A 14990-nucleotide genomic window follows, 5' to 3' on the forward strand; every position below is an offset into this window, starting at 1 on the left:
CTTTTCAGCGAGTTGAGGGTCCCAGTCCATGGACGGCGAGCGCGCGTTCGGCCTTGATGGCCATAGGGCCGCTCCAAGGCGAAAGGCGCAGGGAAGGAATGACCAGCCCCGCAAGCTCGATGCCCTCGGCTTTCTCGATGAAACGCGGAGCGCTGCTATCCAGGAGGATGTGGAGGCAGACCCGGGCCTCGGCGCAGAAGGGTTCGTTCTGGATGCCGAGATTACGGACCTCGATCAGGCCGGCTGTGCGGGGGTGGGGCCTGGCGACGAGATGCCCGGCGCGCCTTTCGAGGACTACGCCATCATCGCCCACGAGCACCGCGCCCCGGTCTATCAGCTCGAGCGCGAGCGAGGTCTTGCCCGCGCCCGACGGGCCTTCGATGAGAATGGCGCGTCCCTCGCGCGCGACGCAGGTCGCCTGACGGACCAACGAAGGCGAGGCTCCGGTGGTCACCCTTCAGGCTCGCTCGGCCATTGGGGGAGCGTGAGGACGAAGCAGCCACCTGGTAATCCGTCGTCGCGATCGGTTGCGAAGAGCGAGCCGGAGTGGGCATCGACAATGGTCCGCGCAATCGAGAGTCCCAGCCCCGAATGGCGGCCGAACTCCTCCGACGAAGGGCGCAGCGAATGAAAGCGCTCGAAGATCCGTTCGCGCGCGACCTTGGGAATGCCCGGACCGTGGTCGCTGATCGTGATGCGCACCTTGCTTTTCACGCTCTCCAGAGTGACGTCGATGGGCGCAGCCTCGGGGGAGAAGGAGACGGCGTTGTCGAGCAGGTTCTGGAGCACGCGTTCGAGGCGCGGGGCGTCACCCGGCACGACAAGCGGGCCCGCGCCAGCCTGCGCGATCACGACTTCGCTCGCGCCGTTGACGCCGCGCTGGGCGCGCTCGGCAACAAGGGCGCGCAGGAGGCTGTTCATGTCGACCGGCTCGAAGGTGGTGCGGCTGAGCTGCGCGTCGATACGACTGGCATCGGCAATCTCGGTCACGAGGAAATCGATGCGCCGCACATCGTCGTTGGCCACCGTCACGAGTTGGCGGCGCAGCTCGGGATCCTCCACCCGGTCCAGGTTCTCAAGTGCGCTGCGCAGCGAGGTGAGCGGGTTCTTGAGTTCGTGCGCGACATCGGCTGCGAAGCGCTCGACCGCATCGATGCGCAGGCGCAGGGCGCCGGTCATGTCGGAGACGGCGCGGGCAAGGAGGCCGATTTCGTCGCGGCGGTCGGGCAGGCGGGGGACGACCACGCTGCGCTCGCGCCCGAGGCGCACGCGCACGGTGGCGCGCACGAGCTTGCGCAAGGGATCGACGATGGTGCGGGCCAGGAACAGCGACAGCAGGATCGAGACCCCGAGCGCAGCGCCCACGATGATTGCAAGCGTCTGGCGGGCCATGCGCACGTTCTCGGTGATGTCGCGCGCGTTGCGGGTCATCAGCAGGATCTCGCCTCTGTTGCCCAGCGGCGTGGCGGCAAGAATGACCGGGGTCTGGTCGGGTGCGGCTTTCTGGTCGATGCGTGTTTCGCCTGTCTCCAGCGCTTCGCGGGCGACAGGCCAATCCCGGATCGCCTGTTCGGGCGGGTTGCGGTAGGCCGGGATGCGCCGGGCGCCCAGGAGAAAGTCCATGCCCTGGTCGAGCAGGCGCGCCGCATCCTGGAGCCAGGGCTCGCTGTCGGGATCGATGAAGCGGTAGGACGGCGGGGCCAGCTTGAAACTGTCCGCGACGAGATCGCCATTGGCATCGTAGAGGCGCAGGCGCAGCTTCTGCGTGGTGCCGATGCGCGCGATCAGGTGGCGTTGTCTGTCGAGGCTTTCCCCGGAGAGGGCCTGGGCCGTGATCTCGGCCTCGCTGCGGGCGAGGCGAAAGCGCTCGTCGAGAAGTTCGCGGCGGTAGCTGTCGATGTAGAAGAGACTGCCCGCCATGAGTGCGAGCGCGATGATGTTGACCGCAAGGATGCGCGCGGTCAGCGAGACGCGCCAGGACAGCCCCAGACGAACGGGCAGCGAGGCCGCGATGCGGGCGTGCGAGCGCTCGGCCATGGGCTCAGGCGGTCCGTCGGGGCATGGTCACCCTTCCTGCCCGGCGGCGGTCCCTGCGGCGTGTTCGTCCGAAAACGAGTAGCCCGCGCCGTAGAGGGTATCGATGGCGTTGAACGCAGGGTCGACTGCGCGAAACTTGCGGCGCAGGCGCTTGATGTGGCTGTCGATGGTTCGGTCGTCGACATAGATGTCGTCGTTGTAGGCCGCGTCCATCAACTGGTTGCGGCTTTTGACGACGCCCGGGCGCAGCGCCATGGCTTCCAGAATCAGGAACTCGGTGACGGTGAGCGAGACCGCCTGTCCGTCCCACTCCACCTGGTGGCGCGCCGGGTCGAGTGCGAGGCGCCCGCGCACGACGGGTTCGGGCAGGTTTTCCTGGATGGGCTCTTCTGGCCCGGTGCGCACCAGTTCGCTGCGCCGCAGGATGGCGCGGATGCGGGCGGCAAGAAGGCGCTGGCTGAAGGGCTTGGTGATGTAGTCATCCGCACCCATGGCAAGGCCAAGGGCCTCGTCGGGTTCCTCGTCCTTGGAGGTGAGGAAGATCACCGGCAGGCTGGAGCGCTCGCGCAGATGGCGCAGCAATTCCAGGCCATCCATGCGCGGCATCTTTACATCGAAGATGGCCAGGTCAGGCGGATTCTCGAGGATCGCCTTCAGCGCGGTTTCGCCGTCGGTATAGACCCTTGTGGAAAAACCTTCGGCCTGCAGCCCGATCGAGACCGTGGTCAGGATGTTGCGGTCATCGTCGACCAGCGCGATCGTGTGGCGGCGCGTCTCGCCCTGGGCGCTGCGGGGCTCGGAAGCGGAGGACGGGGATGCTGGCACGGACATCGCAGGTGCCCTGGTCCTTTCTCAAAACGCGAAGAGGCTGCCTAGCCGCTGGACGCCTGACTGGCAATGTGGCGAGGCATGGGAACGGGGCGGACCGCGAAGGTCGCCTGGGGCATCTGGCCTGTTTCTTTCGCGTTTCGGCCCTTTGCGGTTCCATTTGTTGTCAATTTGACGGAAAAGAATGCGTCGATTATCCGCGATCCCGATTCCTGAGGAGGAATTGATGATGCCATCGCCGGATAGTCTGGCGAGGTGTCACGTTGGAGGAGATGACATTGACCGCTTCCCTAAGCTACCCGCTCGACAAACAAGGGATCGCCACCAAGGCGGAGATTTTCGCGAACCTGGGCACCGCGCCCCTGGTTGAGCATGCCATCCGAAACGAGGAAGGCACGCTGTCCGCAGACGGGCCTTTCGTCGTTGCAACGGGCAAGCACACGGGCCGCTCGGCCAAGGACAAGTTCATCGTCAAGGACGCCGAGACGGAAGATACGATCTGGTGGGGCAACACCAATGTGCCCATGACGCCGGAGCACTTTGCTGCGCTCAAGGAAGACTTCCTCGCCGCCGTCGGCGATAAGGACAAGCTCTACGTCGCGGACCTGTTCGGCGGCTCGCAGCCCGAACACCGCGTCAAGGTGCGCGTCATCAACGAGTTCGCCTGGCACAACATGTTCATCCGCACCCTGCTGGTGCGTCCGAGCGCCGAGGAACTTGAAGGTTTCGCACCGGAATACACGATCATCGACCTGCCCAGCTTCAAGGCCGACCCGGCCCGTCATGGCAGCCGCAGCGAGACCGTGATCGCGGTCAACTTCTCGGAAAAGCTGATCCTCATCGGTGGTACGGCCTACGCTGGCGAGATGAAGAAGTCGGTCTTCGGCATCCTCAACTACCTGCTCCCGACCAAGGGCGTGATGCCGATGCACTGCTCGGCCAACATCGGCCCGGACGGCGACACGGCGGTCTTCTTCGGTCTTTCGGGCACCGGCAAGACCACGCTTTCGGCTGACGCGTCGCGCACGCTCATCGGCGATGACGAGCACGGCTGGTCGGACACCGCGGTCTTCAACTTCGAAGGCGGCTGCTATGCGAAGATGATCCGTCTTTCGGAAGAGGCCGAGCCGGAAATCTACGCGACCACCAAGCGTTTCGGCACTGTCCTTGAGAACGTCGTGATCGATCCGGTCACCCGCACGCTCGACCTCGACGACAACTCGCTCGCCGAGAACAGCCGCGGTGCCTATCCGATCGACTTCATCCCGAACGCCTCGGAAGAGAACCTGGGCCCCGTGCCGCAGAACGTGATCTTCCTCACCGCGGATGCCTTCGGCGTGCTGCCTCCGATCGCGCGTCTCACGCCGGACCAGGCCATGTACCACTTCCTTTCGGGCTACACCGCCAAGGTTGCGGGCACCGAGATCGGCGTGACCGAGCCGGAAGCGACCTTCTCGACCTGCTTCGGCGCGCCGTTCATGCCGCGTCACCCCTCGGTCTACGGCAACCTCCTCAAGGAGCGCATCGCCAAGGGCGGCGTGAAGTGCTGGCTGGTCAACACCGGCTGGTCGGGCGGCATGGCCACCATGGAAGGCATCAAGCGCATGCCGATCAAGGCCACCCGCGCACTGCTCAACGCCGCGCTCGACGGCAGCCTCAACAACGCCGAGTTCAAGGAAGACCCCAACTTCGGCTTTGAAGTGCCCGTGGAAGTGCCCGGTGTCGACACCGCGCTGCTCGATCCGCGCGGCGCCTGGGCCGATGGTGCCGAGTACGACAAGACCGCGCAGGTTCTGGTCAAGAAGTTCATCGACAACTTCGCTCAGTTCGAAGCGCACGTCGACGAGGGCGTCCGCCAGGCCGCGCCCGTCACTGCCTGACAGGCGCGCGAGCAACCTATGACATGAAGAAGGCCCCGGACGCTTCGGCATTCGGGGCCTTCTTGCGTTGCGGCTGGCACGCGGTGCCTCCCGCCAGAACCAGGAGAGAGACATGGGACTATTGGACGGCGTACTGGGGCAGATGGGCGGCAACGTCGATGTGGCCAATCTGGCCGGGCAGCTCGGCATACGACCGGAAATGGCCGAGAAGGCCGTGGCCGCGCTCGGCCAGGCGCACCAGCAGCCCGGCGACACGGCTGAGCTTGCAGCGGGGCGCACGGGGCTTGATGTCGCCACGATCCAGCAGATCATCACCGCCATTGGCGGGGAGAGCGCACTTGCGCGTTTCGCCGGAGAGATCGTCTCCAACCCGCAGGTGATGGCGCTGCTTGACCGGGATGGCGACGGCGATGCGATGGACGATATCGCGGGATTCGCTTCAGGGCTTTTCGGGCGAAAGTAGAGTTTGCCGGATGGAAAAAGGCCCCCGGGTGCGGAGATGCACCCGGGGGCCTTTTCGCTTCTTGGGGCGTGGGCGTCAGGCCTTCACGCCTGCGATGTAGCGCGTAATGTTGTCGCCCAGCACGTCGAGAGGCACGTTGCCCCCATCGACCACGGCCTGGTCGAAATCACGCAGGTCATAGGCATCGCCGAGCTCGGCAATGGCGCGCAGGCGCTGGCGGTTGATCTCGTTGTGACCCATCTTGTAGCCACAAGCCTGGCCCGCCCAGGAGCAGTAGCGGTCGACCTCGTTGACCACTTCCTCGCGCTTATTGCCGTTCTTCTCCATGAAAAAGCGGATGCCTTCCTCGCGGCTCCACCCTTGCGAGTGCAGGCCGGTGTCGACGACCATGCGGCAGGCCCTGAAAGCGATCGACTGGAGGTAGCCGAGGCGCCCGACGGGATCATCGTCGTAGGCGCCCAGCTCGTCGCCCAGCTGCTCGCCATAGAGCGCCCAGCCTTCGGAATAGGCGTTGAAAGCCAGGATCGAGCGGATCAGCGGCAGGCGGTTGGCATATTCACCCTGCCAGACGTGGCCCGGGATCGTCTCGTGGTGGACGAGGGTGGGCAGGTCGTACTTGCGGTGGAGGTCCGTGGTGCGCAGGTTGATCCACATCTTGCCTGGCACCGAACCGTCCTTCGAGCCCGCGCCGCCATAGGCCGTGGGAGCGCCCGGTTCCTCGGCAAGGGGGAGGCGGCGGACCTCGACGTTGCCCGGCACCAGTTCCCGAAACGCGCGCGGCATCTGCGAGGTGATCCAGTCGATGCGCTGGCGAATGAAGGCCATGATCTGGTCGCGGCCCTCATCGCCCTTGGCGAACATGAAGCGCGGGTCCTTGCCCAGTGCGGTCATGCGTGCACCCACGGTGCCTTGCGTGTAGCCAAGGTCCTTGAGGATCGGGTCCATCCGGCCATGCAGTTCGGCCAGTTGCTCGTGGCCGAGCTTGTGGATTTCTTCAGGCGGCATGGTGGTCGTGGTGCTGGCCTTGAGCGCCCAGGCGTAGAACTGCGCGCCGCCGGGGCGTTCGCGCAAGCCCGGTGCGCTGGTGGCGAGGCCACGCTGGCGCTTGAGTTCGGCAAGCTGGCGCTGAAGCGCGGGAAGCACATCGCCCGCGACAAGGCTTTTCGCCTGCTTCTCCCAGTCGCCCTCGAACGAGGCGGTGCGGTTCGCGACCGAGGCAACGAGGCCGCCGCCGTCCTTGCCTGCGTCGGCCACCGTGCTCTCCATCTGCGCGATAGCGCGGTCGAGCAGGAAGTCGGGCGGCACGAGGCCCTTGTCGGTCGCCGCCTTCATGCGCACCAGTTCGCCGTCGAGCTGGTCGTCCATCTGCGCAAGGCGTGTGATGTAGGCGTCGGCATCGTCGGGCGTCTTGATCGGATGGTCCGCGTCAAGGAAGCGCGGCGTGTCGAGATAGGCGCCCACGTTCTGGATTACGACGTAGGGCGTGTTGCGCCAGCTGCCCACGGCAACGTCGCCATAGGGTTGCGCGAAGCCTTCGAGCGAGGTCGTATAGGCGCTCTTGATGACTTCCAGGCTGGTTCGCGTGGCGGGATCGAGGCCGGCCTCGTCGACAGCGGAAACTGAGGCGAGGTCGCGCCGCAGGAGCGCGGCCATGCGCGCCACGCCGTCGGGGGAGCGGTCCTCCATCCGGCTGCGCAGGGGCGTATGGGCACCGATATCGACGCCGAGGCTGGTCGCCGTGCCGGGATTGAGATCGAGGAAATTCCAGGCAAGTGTGTCGAGAAGGGCGCTCGCTGCCCCTGAGGCGGGCGTGCCGGATGCGCTCTGGGCAAGCGCCCGGGCACCGGCCGGAAGGGCCATGGCGGCGACGCCGCAGGACAAGATCTGGAGAGCGTTGCGACGGGAAAGCGGCGCTGCGGCCGGTATAGGGTGTGTCATGGCGCGAAACTGGCTCCGACAGGCGGACAAGTCAAACGCGGATGGGGATGAAAGGAGGGGGAAAGCGGGGCCGGATCGGGGCTCGCATGGCGTCCGGGGATCGGCTATCGCCTTGCCATGGCTATTGCGCTTTCCCTCATGGTCCTCGCCAGCATCGCACTGGTGCTGGGCAGCATCGCCCTGTGGCGCCGTCCCGGCCATCGCAGAAGGGCCGTGCTGATGCTCGTCCTTGCAGGGATCATGGCGATCAACGTCGCGATCCTCACCGTGCCCACCCCCGATGGCCGCTCGCTTGCCGGTATCGCAAAAACGCAAGAGGCGCCGCAGTAGCCCTGCGACGCCTCTTTCTGCGTATACGTGCGGCGCTGCGCGATTACTTGATCGGGCAGTCCGGTGCGAGGCGCATGTCGAGGTAGTTGTTGACCGACTTCATCAGGTCATCGGTCTCGTTCTCGAAGAAGTGGTTGGCCTTGCGCACTTCATCGTGGTGGATGGTGATGTGCTTCTGGGTGCGCAGCTTGTCGACCAGCTTCTGCACCGCGTTGGGCGTCACCACCGTGTCGGCTTCACCCTGGATGATGATGCCCGAGGCGGGGCAGGGCGCCAGGAAGCTGAAGTCATACATGTTGGCGGGCGGCGCGATCGAGATGAAGCCGCGGATCTCCGGGCGGCGCATCAGGAGCTGCATTCCGATCAGCGCGCCGAACGAGTAGCCCGCGATCCAGGTGGTCGAGCTTTCGGGGTGGATCTGCTGCACCCAGTCGAGCGCGGCGGCCGCGTCCGAGAGTTCGCCGATGCCGTTGTCGAAGCTGCCCTGGCTGCGGCCCACGCCGCGGAAGTTGAAGCGCAGCGTGGCAAAGCCGCGGGCTACGAAGGTCTTGTAGAGATGCTGCGTGATGCGGTCGTTCATCGTGCCGCCCGCCTGCGGGTGCGGGTGGAGGATCATGGCGACCGGCGCGCGCGGACGCGGCGCAGGCTGGAAGCGGCCTTCGAGACGGCCTTCGGGTCCGGGAAAGATCACTGCGGGCATGGAATAGCGAACCTGACTTGTTGAGGCTCCGGCAAGAATGGCCGCGCAAGGAAGGGGCCGTGATTGCAGGAGTGGAAATGGGAGAGCAGCTTATATAGAAACATTCGTACCAAAAACAATCACGACAAAACAAGCGGAGCCGCCAATTTCTTCCCCTGTCTACCTGGACCATGCCGCAACCACCCCCTTGCGGCCCGAAGCGCGCGCCGCGTGGCTTGAAGGTGCCGAAATCTGGGCCAATCCCTCCAGCCCCCATAAGCAGGGCCGCGCCGCGCGCGCCGCGCTCGAGGATGCGCGCGAACGGGTGAAGCGGGCGCTGGGCTGGCGCGGTGAACTTCTTTTCACCTCGGGCGCGAGCGAGGCGCTGGCCCTGGGATTGGGCCGCGCGAAGGTGCAGCGCCGGCTTGTTTCGGCGGTCGAGCACGACGCGGTTTTTCGCGCCGCACCCGATGCCGTCGAAGTGCCGATGGCAGGGGGCGAGTTGGACGGACAGGCGCTGGCCGAGCACCTTGGCGAGGAGGGACGCTGCGTGCTCGCGCTCCAGTCGATCAACTCCGAGACAGGGACCGTGCTCCTGCCTTCGCGGGACAGCGAGGCATTGGAAGCCATGCGGGCGGCCGGAGGGCTGCTGCTGGCCGACTGCTCGCAATCAGCCGGCAAGGCGCCGCTGCCCGAGGCGGATCTCATCGTGGTCTCGGCCCACAAGCTGGGTGGTCCCATCGGGATCGGGGCGCTGCTGGTGCGCGATTTCGCGCTGCTGGAGCCGACCGGCGGGCAGGAGCGTGGCTACCGTGCGGGAACGGAAAACCTGCCCGGCGCGATGGCCTTTGCCGCAGCGCTGGAAGCAGGCGGCGTCGAAAGCTGGGCGACAAGCGAGGAGGAACGCTTTGCCTTCCGCGACCGTCTCTCCGAATTTGGTGAGGTGATCCAGCCCGGCACGGCCTGCTCGCACATCTTCGCGGTCGCCGCCCCCAGGCTTGCGGCAACCGCCATGCTGATAAGGCTCGATGCCATGGGCTTTGCGATTTCGGCGGGAAGCGCGTGCTCGTCCGGCACGCTCAAGCAGAGCCGTGTGCTCAAGGGCTTCGGAATCGATGAAGACAGCGCACGGCGCACGGTGCGCGTCAGCATCGGCTGGAACACGACGCGTCAGGACCTCGATGCCTTCGCGGACGCCTGGGCGAAGGTGAACGCATGATCTATCTCGACTATCAGGCCACGACCCCGCTCGCGCCCGAGGCGCGCGAGGCCATGCTGCCCTGGCTGGGCGGGCCCGAGACAAGCGGCTTTGCGAACCCGCACAGCCCGCACCGCCCCGGACGCATGGCGGCGGCCGCCGTGGAAGTCGCGCGCGATCAGGTGGCCGCACTTTTGCCATCGGGCGGCCGCGTGATCTTTACCTCCGGCGCGACCGAGGCGATCAACCTGGCGATTGTGGGAAGCGGTGCAAAGCGGCTGGCCGTGTCGTCCATCGAGCATTCGGCCGTGCTCGACACCGCGCGCTGGATCGATTCCGAAGTTCAGGAAATTCCGGTCGGAGAGGATGGCTGCGTGGCCGCCAACGCGTCGCTGCGGGAGGGCACCGATCTCGTCGCGGTCATGCAGGTCAACAACGAGATCGGAACGATCCAGCCGGTGGACGAACTGGCGCAGCGCGCCCATGCGGCAGGCGCGCTGTTCCTGTGCGATGCGGTGCAGGGAGCGGGCAAGATTGCGCCGCCGCAAGGCGCGGACATGATCGCGATCAGCGCGCACAAGATGTACGGCCCCAAGGGGATCGGTGCGCTCTGGGTGCGCGATGGGCTCGATCTTGAACCACTGATCCGCGGCGGCGGGCAGGAGCAGGGCCTGCGTTCGGGCACCTTGAGTCCGGCGCTGTGTGCAGGGTTTGGCGCTGCGGCGGCGCTGGCGCTCAGGAGCTGTGATGAGGACGCGGCGCATATTGCCCGGCTGTGGGATGGTGCGCGCGCGGCCTTGCCGGACTGGGACCTCAATGGCTCGGTTGAACGGCGCTGGAAAGGAAATTTAAACTTGCATCGCAAGGGTTTGGATGTAGCCCGTCTGATGTCCGATCTTCGCGGAGTGGCTTTTTCGGCGGGCTCCGCTTGCGCCAGCGGCTCGGGGAGGCCTAGTCACGTGCTGCGCGCACTCGGACTTGCCGACAGTGCGGCCAAAGCCTCTATCCGTTTGGGATTCGGGCGATATAGTACGCAACGGGACATAGAGGATGCCTGCGCTCAAATAGAAGCCGCTGCGGCGGCGCAGGGAGTCTGAAATTGGTAAACGTGCAGTTCGTCACGACCGAAGGGAACAAGGTCTCGGCACAGGCCGAGCCGGGAACGCGCCTGCTCGAAGTGGCCCAAGCCGCGGGCATGCCGCTCGAAGGGACGTGCGAGGGGCAGATGGCCTGTTCCACCTGCCATGTCTACTTGTCGGATGAGTGGTTCGCCAAGGTCGAGCCCGCCTCGATGGACGAGGAAGACATGCTTGATCTGGCTGCGGGTGTCGCGCGCACCAGCCGCCTTTCCTGCCAGATCGAACTGACCGAGGATCTCGATGGGATCGAGGTGCGTATCCCCGGCGTTTCGCGCGATATGCAGATCGGCTGAGCCGGAATAGACGACGGCCGCACTCCGTGAGGAATGCGGCCGGACGGTTTTCAGAACGTAGTTGGAGCGGCGCTCGTCAGGCAGCCTGCGCGGGTACCCGGACGGCCTCGATCAGGGCGTTCGAGAAGGCCGGGATGTCGTCGGGGTTGCGGCTCGTGATGATGTTGCCATCGACGGCCACTTCGCGGTCGACCACGTTGGCGCCCGCATTTGCCAGATCGGTGCGGATCGAGGGCCAGCCGGTCACGGTCTTGCCGCGAACGGCATCCGCTTCCACCAGCAGCCAGGGCGCGTGGCAGATAGCGCCAACGGGCTTGCCCGAATGGACGAAGGCCTGAACCAGCTCCACGGCCGTCGAATTGAGGCGCAGGGTGTCGGGATTGATCTGGCCGCCGGGCAGGACGAGGGCGTCGAACGCGCTTGCCTTCACATCGTCGAGGGCGAGATCCACCTTGACGGGATCGCCCCAGTGGGTGTGGTTCCAGCCCTTGATCTCGCCCGCCTCGGGGCTGGCGATCTGAACCTCCATGCCAGCCTCGCGAAGGGCATCGCGTGGACCGGTGAGCTCGGAGGGCTCGAAACCGTCGGTGGCGAGGATGAGGATGCGCTGGGTCATGTCGTAACCTCCTTTTCTACTTGCATTCCCCCATTTAACACCGCCGCGATGCGTGCCGTTCCCGGTCCCGACACGGTCTGCCGCGCCTCGGCCACGGACCGGAGAATGCCGCGTCGACACGCTCAGCTATCCCGGCGACGCCGCAGGTGGCCCACCAGCCAGACGATCCCCCAGATCACGAGGCCCAGCGGAATGCCGATGGCCCCCAGAATGATGAGCGCGCCGATCACGGTGCCCAGGATCGTATCCAGGTTGCGGACAGCCTCGCGAATAGGTCCAAGAAAGCCACCGCTCGACGGCGTGCGCGAGATGTAGGAGAGGTTCATCTCGCTGAAGTCGACCCGGCCCTGCATCTGCGCCAGCCAGCTCTCGGCCTGGTCGATCTCCTCATTGACCTTGGCCACGCCGCGCTCGGCCTCGACCAGTTCGGCAACCGAGCCCTTGCGGGTGGCGAGGACCTCCATCAGGCGGTCGCGCAGCAGGCGGCGGGCCTTGAGGCGCGCGGTTGTGTCGACGATCTGCTTGGAGAGATCCTCACCTTCGATTGCGCTACCGATCTGGTCGCCGCCCTGACCGCTGACCAGTTCGGCCAGGTCCTGCCCGAAGGCACGTGCGCGGGGAGCCGCGACGGCCAGGGTCAGCGACCCGCTGGCGTAGTCGTTCTCGCCAAGGTCGGTCTGCATGGACAGGACGCGGCAGACCTGTGGTCCTTGTTTTTCGCACAGGCTGGCCTGCCGGGCCTGGACCTGCGCGATGCGCTGGGCGGGCAGGCGGTATTGGTAGCGGTACGTGTAGGCGATCCGCGGAACCGAGACCGGGATCTCGCCGCTCTCTGCCACTTCCTTTGGCGGCTCTTCCCCGATGTCTACCGTTGTGATCTTGTCGGGCTTGCCTGGACCGGAGCCATGGTTGCCCGCCTCGCCGCAAGCGACCAGCAGAAACGAAGCAAGAACAGGCGCAAGCGGCCACACGGGTCTTGTTGGACGGGGCATGCTCTCTCCACTCTGATTCGCCAAATAGCGTAGCGCGCCGCAAGCCTGCGGAAAACGGCGAATTGTCGCTTTGGAGAGTGGCCCTGCGCTGCTACGCTCTCCCTATCATGGTGACTTCTCTCGACGACAATTCCGATCCGTTCGACGCCATTGTCGATGCGCCTTTCGATGCCGCGCTTTCCGAGCGCTACCTCGTCTACGCGCTCTCGACGATCACCGCGCGTTCGCTGCCCGACCTTCGCGACGGCCTCAAGCCGGTCCACCGGCGCCTGCTCTGGGCGATGCGGCAGCTGAAGCTTGATCCGGCGAGCGCCTACAAGAAGTCCGCGCGCGTCGTTGGTGACGTGATCGGTAAGTACCACCCGCATGGTGATGCGTCGGTCTACGATGCGATGGTCCGCCTCGCGCAGGATTTCTCTCTGCGCTACCCGCTGGTGCAGGGGCAGGGCAACTTCGGCAACATCGACGGCGATAACGCGGCGGCCTACCGCTACACCGAGGCGCGCCTTACCAAGACCGCGATTCAGCTCATGGCCGGGCTCGACGAAGGGACCGTCGACTTCATCCCGACCTACAACGGGGAAGAGAGCGAACCGGACATCTTCCCGGGTCTCTTCCCGAACCTGCTTGCCAACGGGGCGACCGGCATCGCGGTGGGCATGGCGACCTCGATCCCCAGCCACAATGCGGCCGAGATCATCGATGCGACGATGCTCCTGATCGAGAATCCGCAGGTGGAACATGAGCAGCTCATGGAGGTCTTCCATGGGCCCGACTTTGCAACCGGCGGCCTTGTCGTCGACAGCGCGGCGGCGATTTCCCACGCCTACGAGACGGGCAAGGGCGCCTTCCGCATGCGCGGACGCTTCTCCAATGGCCGCAACGAGGCGGGCAACTGGGAGGAAACCGGCATCGAGAAGCTGGGCGGTGGCCAGTGGCAGCTGGTCGTTTCCGAAATTCCCTACATGCTCGCCAAGGGCAAGCTGATCGAGCAGATCGCCCAGCTGATCGCGGACAAGAAGCTGCCGATCCTGGAAGATGTGCGCGATGAAAGCGACGAGCAGATCCGCATCGTCCTCGTGCCCAAGAGCCGCAATGTCGATCCGGAACTCCTGAAGGAGAGCCTCTACCGGCTGACCGATCTGGAGTGCCGCTTCTCGCTCAACCTGAACGTCCTCGACGCGCAGCGCACGCCCGGCGTCGTCGGCCTCAAGGACCTGCTGCGCCAGTGGGTCGTCAACCAGATCGACATTCTTCAGCGCCGCACCCGGCACCGGCTGGACAAGATCGCCGCGCGCCTCGAGCTCGTTGAGGGCTACATCATCGCCTACCTCAACCTGGACCGGATCATCGAGATCATCCGGACCGAGGACGAGCCCAAGCCGGTGATGATGGCGGAGTTCAATCTCACCGACCGGCAGGCTGAAGCGATCCTCAACATGCGCCTGCGCTCGTTGCGCAAGCTGGAGGAAATGGAGCTTCGCCAGGAGCACGAGGAACTGCTGAAGGAGCAGGACGAGCTCACCAAGCTGCTCGAAAGCCCGGCGCGCCAGCGTACGCGCCTCAAGCGCGACCTGATGGCGCTGCGAAAGGACTATGCCGAGGATACCGAGCTTGGCCGCCGTCGCACGACGATTGCCGAAGCGCGGCCCACGGTTGAATTCTCGATGGACGCGATGATCGAGAAGGAGCCCATCACGGTCATCCTCTCTGAGCGCGGCTGGATCCGTGCGGCCAAGGGCCACGTCGCGCTCGACAGCGAGTTCAAGTACAAGGAAGGCGACGGCCCGGCCTATGTCTTCCACGCGCAGACGACCGACAAGCTCCTGATCGCGCTCGACAATGGTCGCTTCTATACGCTGGGCGGGGACAAGCTGCCGGGCGCGCGCGGATTTGGCGAACCGATCCGCACGATGGTCGACATCGACGCAGAAGCGCAGATCGTGGCCGCGCTTGCCCACAAGCCCAAGGGGCAGCTCCTGCTCGCCTCCAACGTGGGCCGCGGCTTTGCGGTGGTAACCGACGAGATCCTGGCGGAAACCCGCAAGGGCAAGGCGGTGATGAGCACGAAGCCCGGCGTCAAGCTGGCCGTGGTGCGCGAAATCCCGGCCGAGCACGACCATGTTGCCGTGGTCGGGGACAACCGCAAGCTGGTCGTCTTCAACCTCGACGAACTGCCGATCATGGCCAAGGGGCAGGGCGTTACGCTCCAGCGCTACCGCGACGGGGGCATGGCGGACGTGACCACGCTCAAGCTGGAAGAGGGGCTCTCCTGGACGATGGGCGGCGACACCGGGCGCACGCGCACCGAAAAGGACATCGCCATGTGGAAGGTCGCGCGCGGCGCGGCTGGACGCCTGCCGCCCAACGGTTTCCCGCGCGACAACAAGTTCTGAAGAACGAAGGAAGTGATACCGAGGGCCATCGCCCTCGGGCTCCCCGAACTGTCGACCTCACGTCTGGCGCGCCGCGCTGGCTGAAAGAGGTGAGGTCACCCATTTCGGGGCCAAGGGGCGATGGCCCCTTGAATAAATCCTTCTACTAGACTTCTTCCACCGACTGCGGATGGTTCGGCACGAGGATCAGCGTGCGTCCTT

The 14990-nt window shown here is 65.6% G+C and carries 14 protein-coding genes; 7 read left to right on the plus strand and 7 right to left on the minus strand.

All coding sequences use genetic code 11. The features are described from left to right. Window positions 1-4 precede the first annotated feature (4 nt). Genes MTR65_RS05100 through MTR65_RS05110 form a run of 3 tightly spaced genes read right to left on the minus strand, consistent with a single transcriptional unit; the run spans window position 5 to window position 2868 of the window. Entirely contained in the window at window positions 5-454 is a 450-nt protein-coding gene (locus MTR65_RS05100; RefSeq protein WP_243797772.1) for an HPr kinase/phosphorylase, read from the minus strand. Next, a complete protein-coding gene (locus tag MTR65_RS05105) occupies window positions 451-2037 on the minus strand; it encodes a sensor histidine kinase (protein ID WP_243797775.1) in 1587 nt (528 codons plus the stop codon). Before MTR65_RS05105 ends, MTR65_RS05100 begins: the two co-directional genes overlap by 4 nt. Before the next feature lie 27 nt (window positions 2038-2064). Beyond that, entirely contained in the window at window positions 2065-2868 is an 804-nt protein-coding gene (locus MTR65_RS05110) for a response regulator transcription factor (protein ID WP_243797778.1), read from the minus strand. A 269-nt stretch (window positions 2869-3137) separates the two neighbouring features. Here MTR65_RS05110 and MTR65_RS05115 point away from each other — a divergent pair, with 269 nt between their 5' ends. Together MTR65_RS05115 and MTR65_RS05120 are read left to right on the plus strand one after the other, a co-directional pair. Beyond that, a complete protein-coding gene (locus MTR65_RS05115; RefSeq protein ID WP_243797781.1) occupies window positions 3138-4745 on the plus strand; it encodes a phosphoenolpyruvate carboxykinase in 1608 nt (535 codons plus the stop codon). 112 nt (window positions 4746-4857) lie between these two features. Next, a complete protein-coding gene (locus tag MTR65_RS05120) occupies window positions 4858-5208 on the plus strand; it encodes a hypothetical protein (RefSeq protein WP_226636906.1) in 351 nt (116 codons plus the stop codon). Between the two features lie 75 nt (window positions 5209-5283). Here MTR65_RS05120 and MTR65_RS05125 read toward each other — a convergent pair whose 3' ends face one another. Further along, on the minus strand, window positions 5284-7146 hold the full coding sequence (locus tag MTR65_RS05125; RefSeq protein ID WP_243797785.1) for a DUF885 domain-containing protein: 1863 nt from the start codon (window positions 7144-7146) through the stop codon (window positions 5284-5286). A gap of 117 nt (window positions 7147-7263) precedes the next feature. On the opposite strand from MTR65_RS05125, the gene MTR65_RS05130 reads away from it, so the two are divergent. Beyond that, a complete protein-coding gene (locus MTR65_RS05130; RefSeq protein ID WP_243797787.1) occupies window positions 7264-7476 on the plus strand; it encodes a hypothetical protein in 213 nt (70 codons plus the stop codon). 43 nt (window positions 7477-7519) lie between these two features. Here MTR65_RS05130 and MTR65_RS05135 read toward each other — a convergent pair whose 3' ends face one another. Next, the gene (locus tag MTR65_RS05135) at window positions 7520-8176 is read right to left on the minus strand and encodes an alpha/beta hydrolase (protein WP_039393106.1); all 657 of its coding nucleotides are present in this window, start codon (window positions 8174-8176) and stop codon (window positions 7520-7522) included. A 187-nt stretch (window positions 8177-8363) separates the two neighbouring features. On the opposite strand from MTR65_RS05135, the gene MTR65_RS05140 reads away from it, so the two are divergent. The 3 genes from MTR65_RS05140 to MTR65_RS05150 are packed head-to-tail and all read left to right on the plus strand — an operon-like array spanning window position 8364 to window position 10785. Further along, window positions 8364-9374, plus strand: coding sequence for a cysteine desulfurase family protein (locus MTR65_RS05140; RefSeq protein ID WP_243797789.1), 1011 nt, complete (start codon window positions 8364-8366; stop codon window positions 9372-9374). Next, window positions 9371-10450: a cysteine desulfurase family protein gene (locus MTR65_RS05145; protein WP_243797791.1), complete on the plus strand. Its 1080-nt coding sequence runs from the start codon at window positions 9371-9373 to the stop codon at window positions 10448-10450. The genes MTR65_RS05140 and MTR65_RS05145 overlap by 4 nt, the downstream gene beginning before the upstream one ends. A gap of 2 nt (window positions 10451-10452) precedes the next feature. After that, a complete protein-coding gene (locus MTR65_RS05150) occupies window positions 10453-10785 on the plus strand; it encodes a 2Fe-2S iron-sulfur cluster-binding protein (RefSeq protein WP_039393110.1) in 333 nt (110 codons plus the stop codon). A gap of 76 nt (window positions 10786-10861) precedes the next feature. Here MTR65_RS05150 and MTR65_RS05155 read toward each other — a convergent pair whose 3' ends face one another. Both MTR65_RS05155 and MTR65_RS05160 read right to left on the minus strand, forming a co-directional pair. Continuing rightward, a complete protein-coding gene (locus tag MTR65_RS05155) occupies window positions 10862-11401 on the minus strand; it encodes a type 1 glutamine amidotransferase domain-containing protein (protein WP_243797794.1) in 540 nt (179 codons plus the stop codon). 122 nt (window positions 11402-11523) lie between these two features. Then, a complete protein-coding gene (locus tag MTR65_RS05160; protein ID WP_243797797.1) occupies window positions 11524-12240 on the minus strand; it encodes a DUF4349 domain-containing protein in 717 nt (238 codons plus the stop codon). 260 nt (window positions 12241-12500) lie between these two features. On the opposite strand from MTR65_RS05160, the gene parC reads away from it, so the two are divergent. Beyond that, a complete protein-coding gene (parC, locus tag MTR65_RS05165; RefSeq protein WP_243797799.1) occupies window positions 12501-14789 on the plus strand; it encodes a DNA topoisomerase IV subunit A in 2289 nt (762 codons plus the stop codon). The last annotated feature ends 201 nt before the right edge of the window (window positions 14790-14990 follow it).

It is taken from the genome of Novosphingobium mangrovi (assembly GCF_022818885.1).
GTDB classification, from domain to species: Bacteria; Pseudomonadota; Alphaproteobacteria; order Sphingomonadales; family Sphingomonadaceae; genus Novosphingobium; species Novosphingobium mangrovi.

Coding starts and splice junctions, on each gene's coding strand:
- MTR65_RS05105 (WP_243797775.1), bottom strand. CDS start 2,037: ATGGCCGAGCGCTCGCACGCCCGCATCGCGGCCTCGCTGCCCGTTCGT.
- MTR65_RS05110 (WP_243797778.1), bottom strand. CDS start 2,868: ATGTCCGTGCCAGCATCCCCGTCCTCCGCTTCCGAGCCCCGCAGCGCC.
- MTR65_RS05115 (WP_243797781.1), top strand. CDS start 3,138: ATGACATTGACCGCTTCCCTAAGCTACCCGCTCGACAAACAAGGGATC.
- MTR65_RS05120 (WP_226636906.1), top strand. CDS start 4,858: ATGGGACTATTGGACGGCGTACTGGGGCAGATGGGCGGCAACGTCGAT.
- MTR65_RS05125 (WP_243797785.1), bottom strand. CDS start 7,146: ATGACACACCCTATACCGGCCGCAGCGCCGCTTTCCCGTCGCAACGCT.
- MTR65_RS05130 (WP_243797787.1), top strand. CDS start 7,264: ATGGCTATTGCGCTTTCCCTCATGGTCCTCGCCAGCATCGCACTGGTG.
- MTR65_RS05135 (WP_039393106.1), bottom strand. CDS start 8,176: ATGCCCGCAGTGATCTTTCCCGGACCCGAAGGCCGTCTCGAAGGCCGC.
- MTR65_RS05145 (WP_243797791.1), top strand. CDS start 9,371: ATGATCTATCTCGACTATCAGGCCACGACCCCGCTCGCGCCCGAGGCG.
- MTR65_RS05155 (WP_243797794.1), bottom strand. CDS start 11,401: ATGACCCAGCGCATCCTCATCCTCGCCACCGACGGTTTCGAGCCCTCC.
- parC (WP_243797799.1), top strand. CDS start 12,501: ATGGTGACTTCTCTCGACGACAATTCCGATCCGTTCGACGCCATTGTC.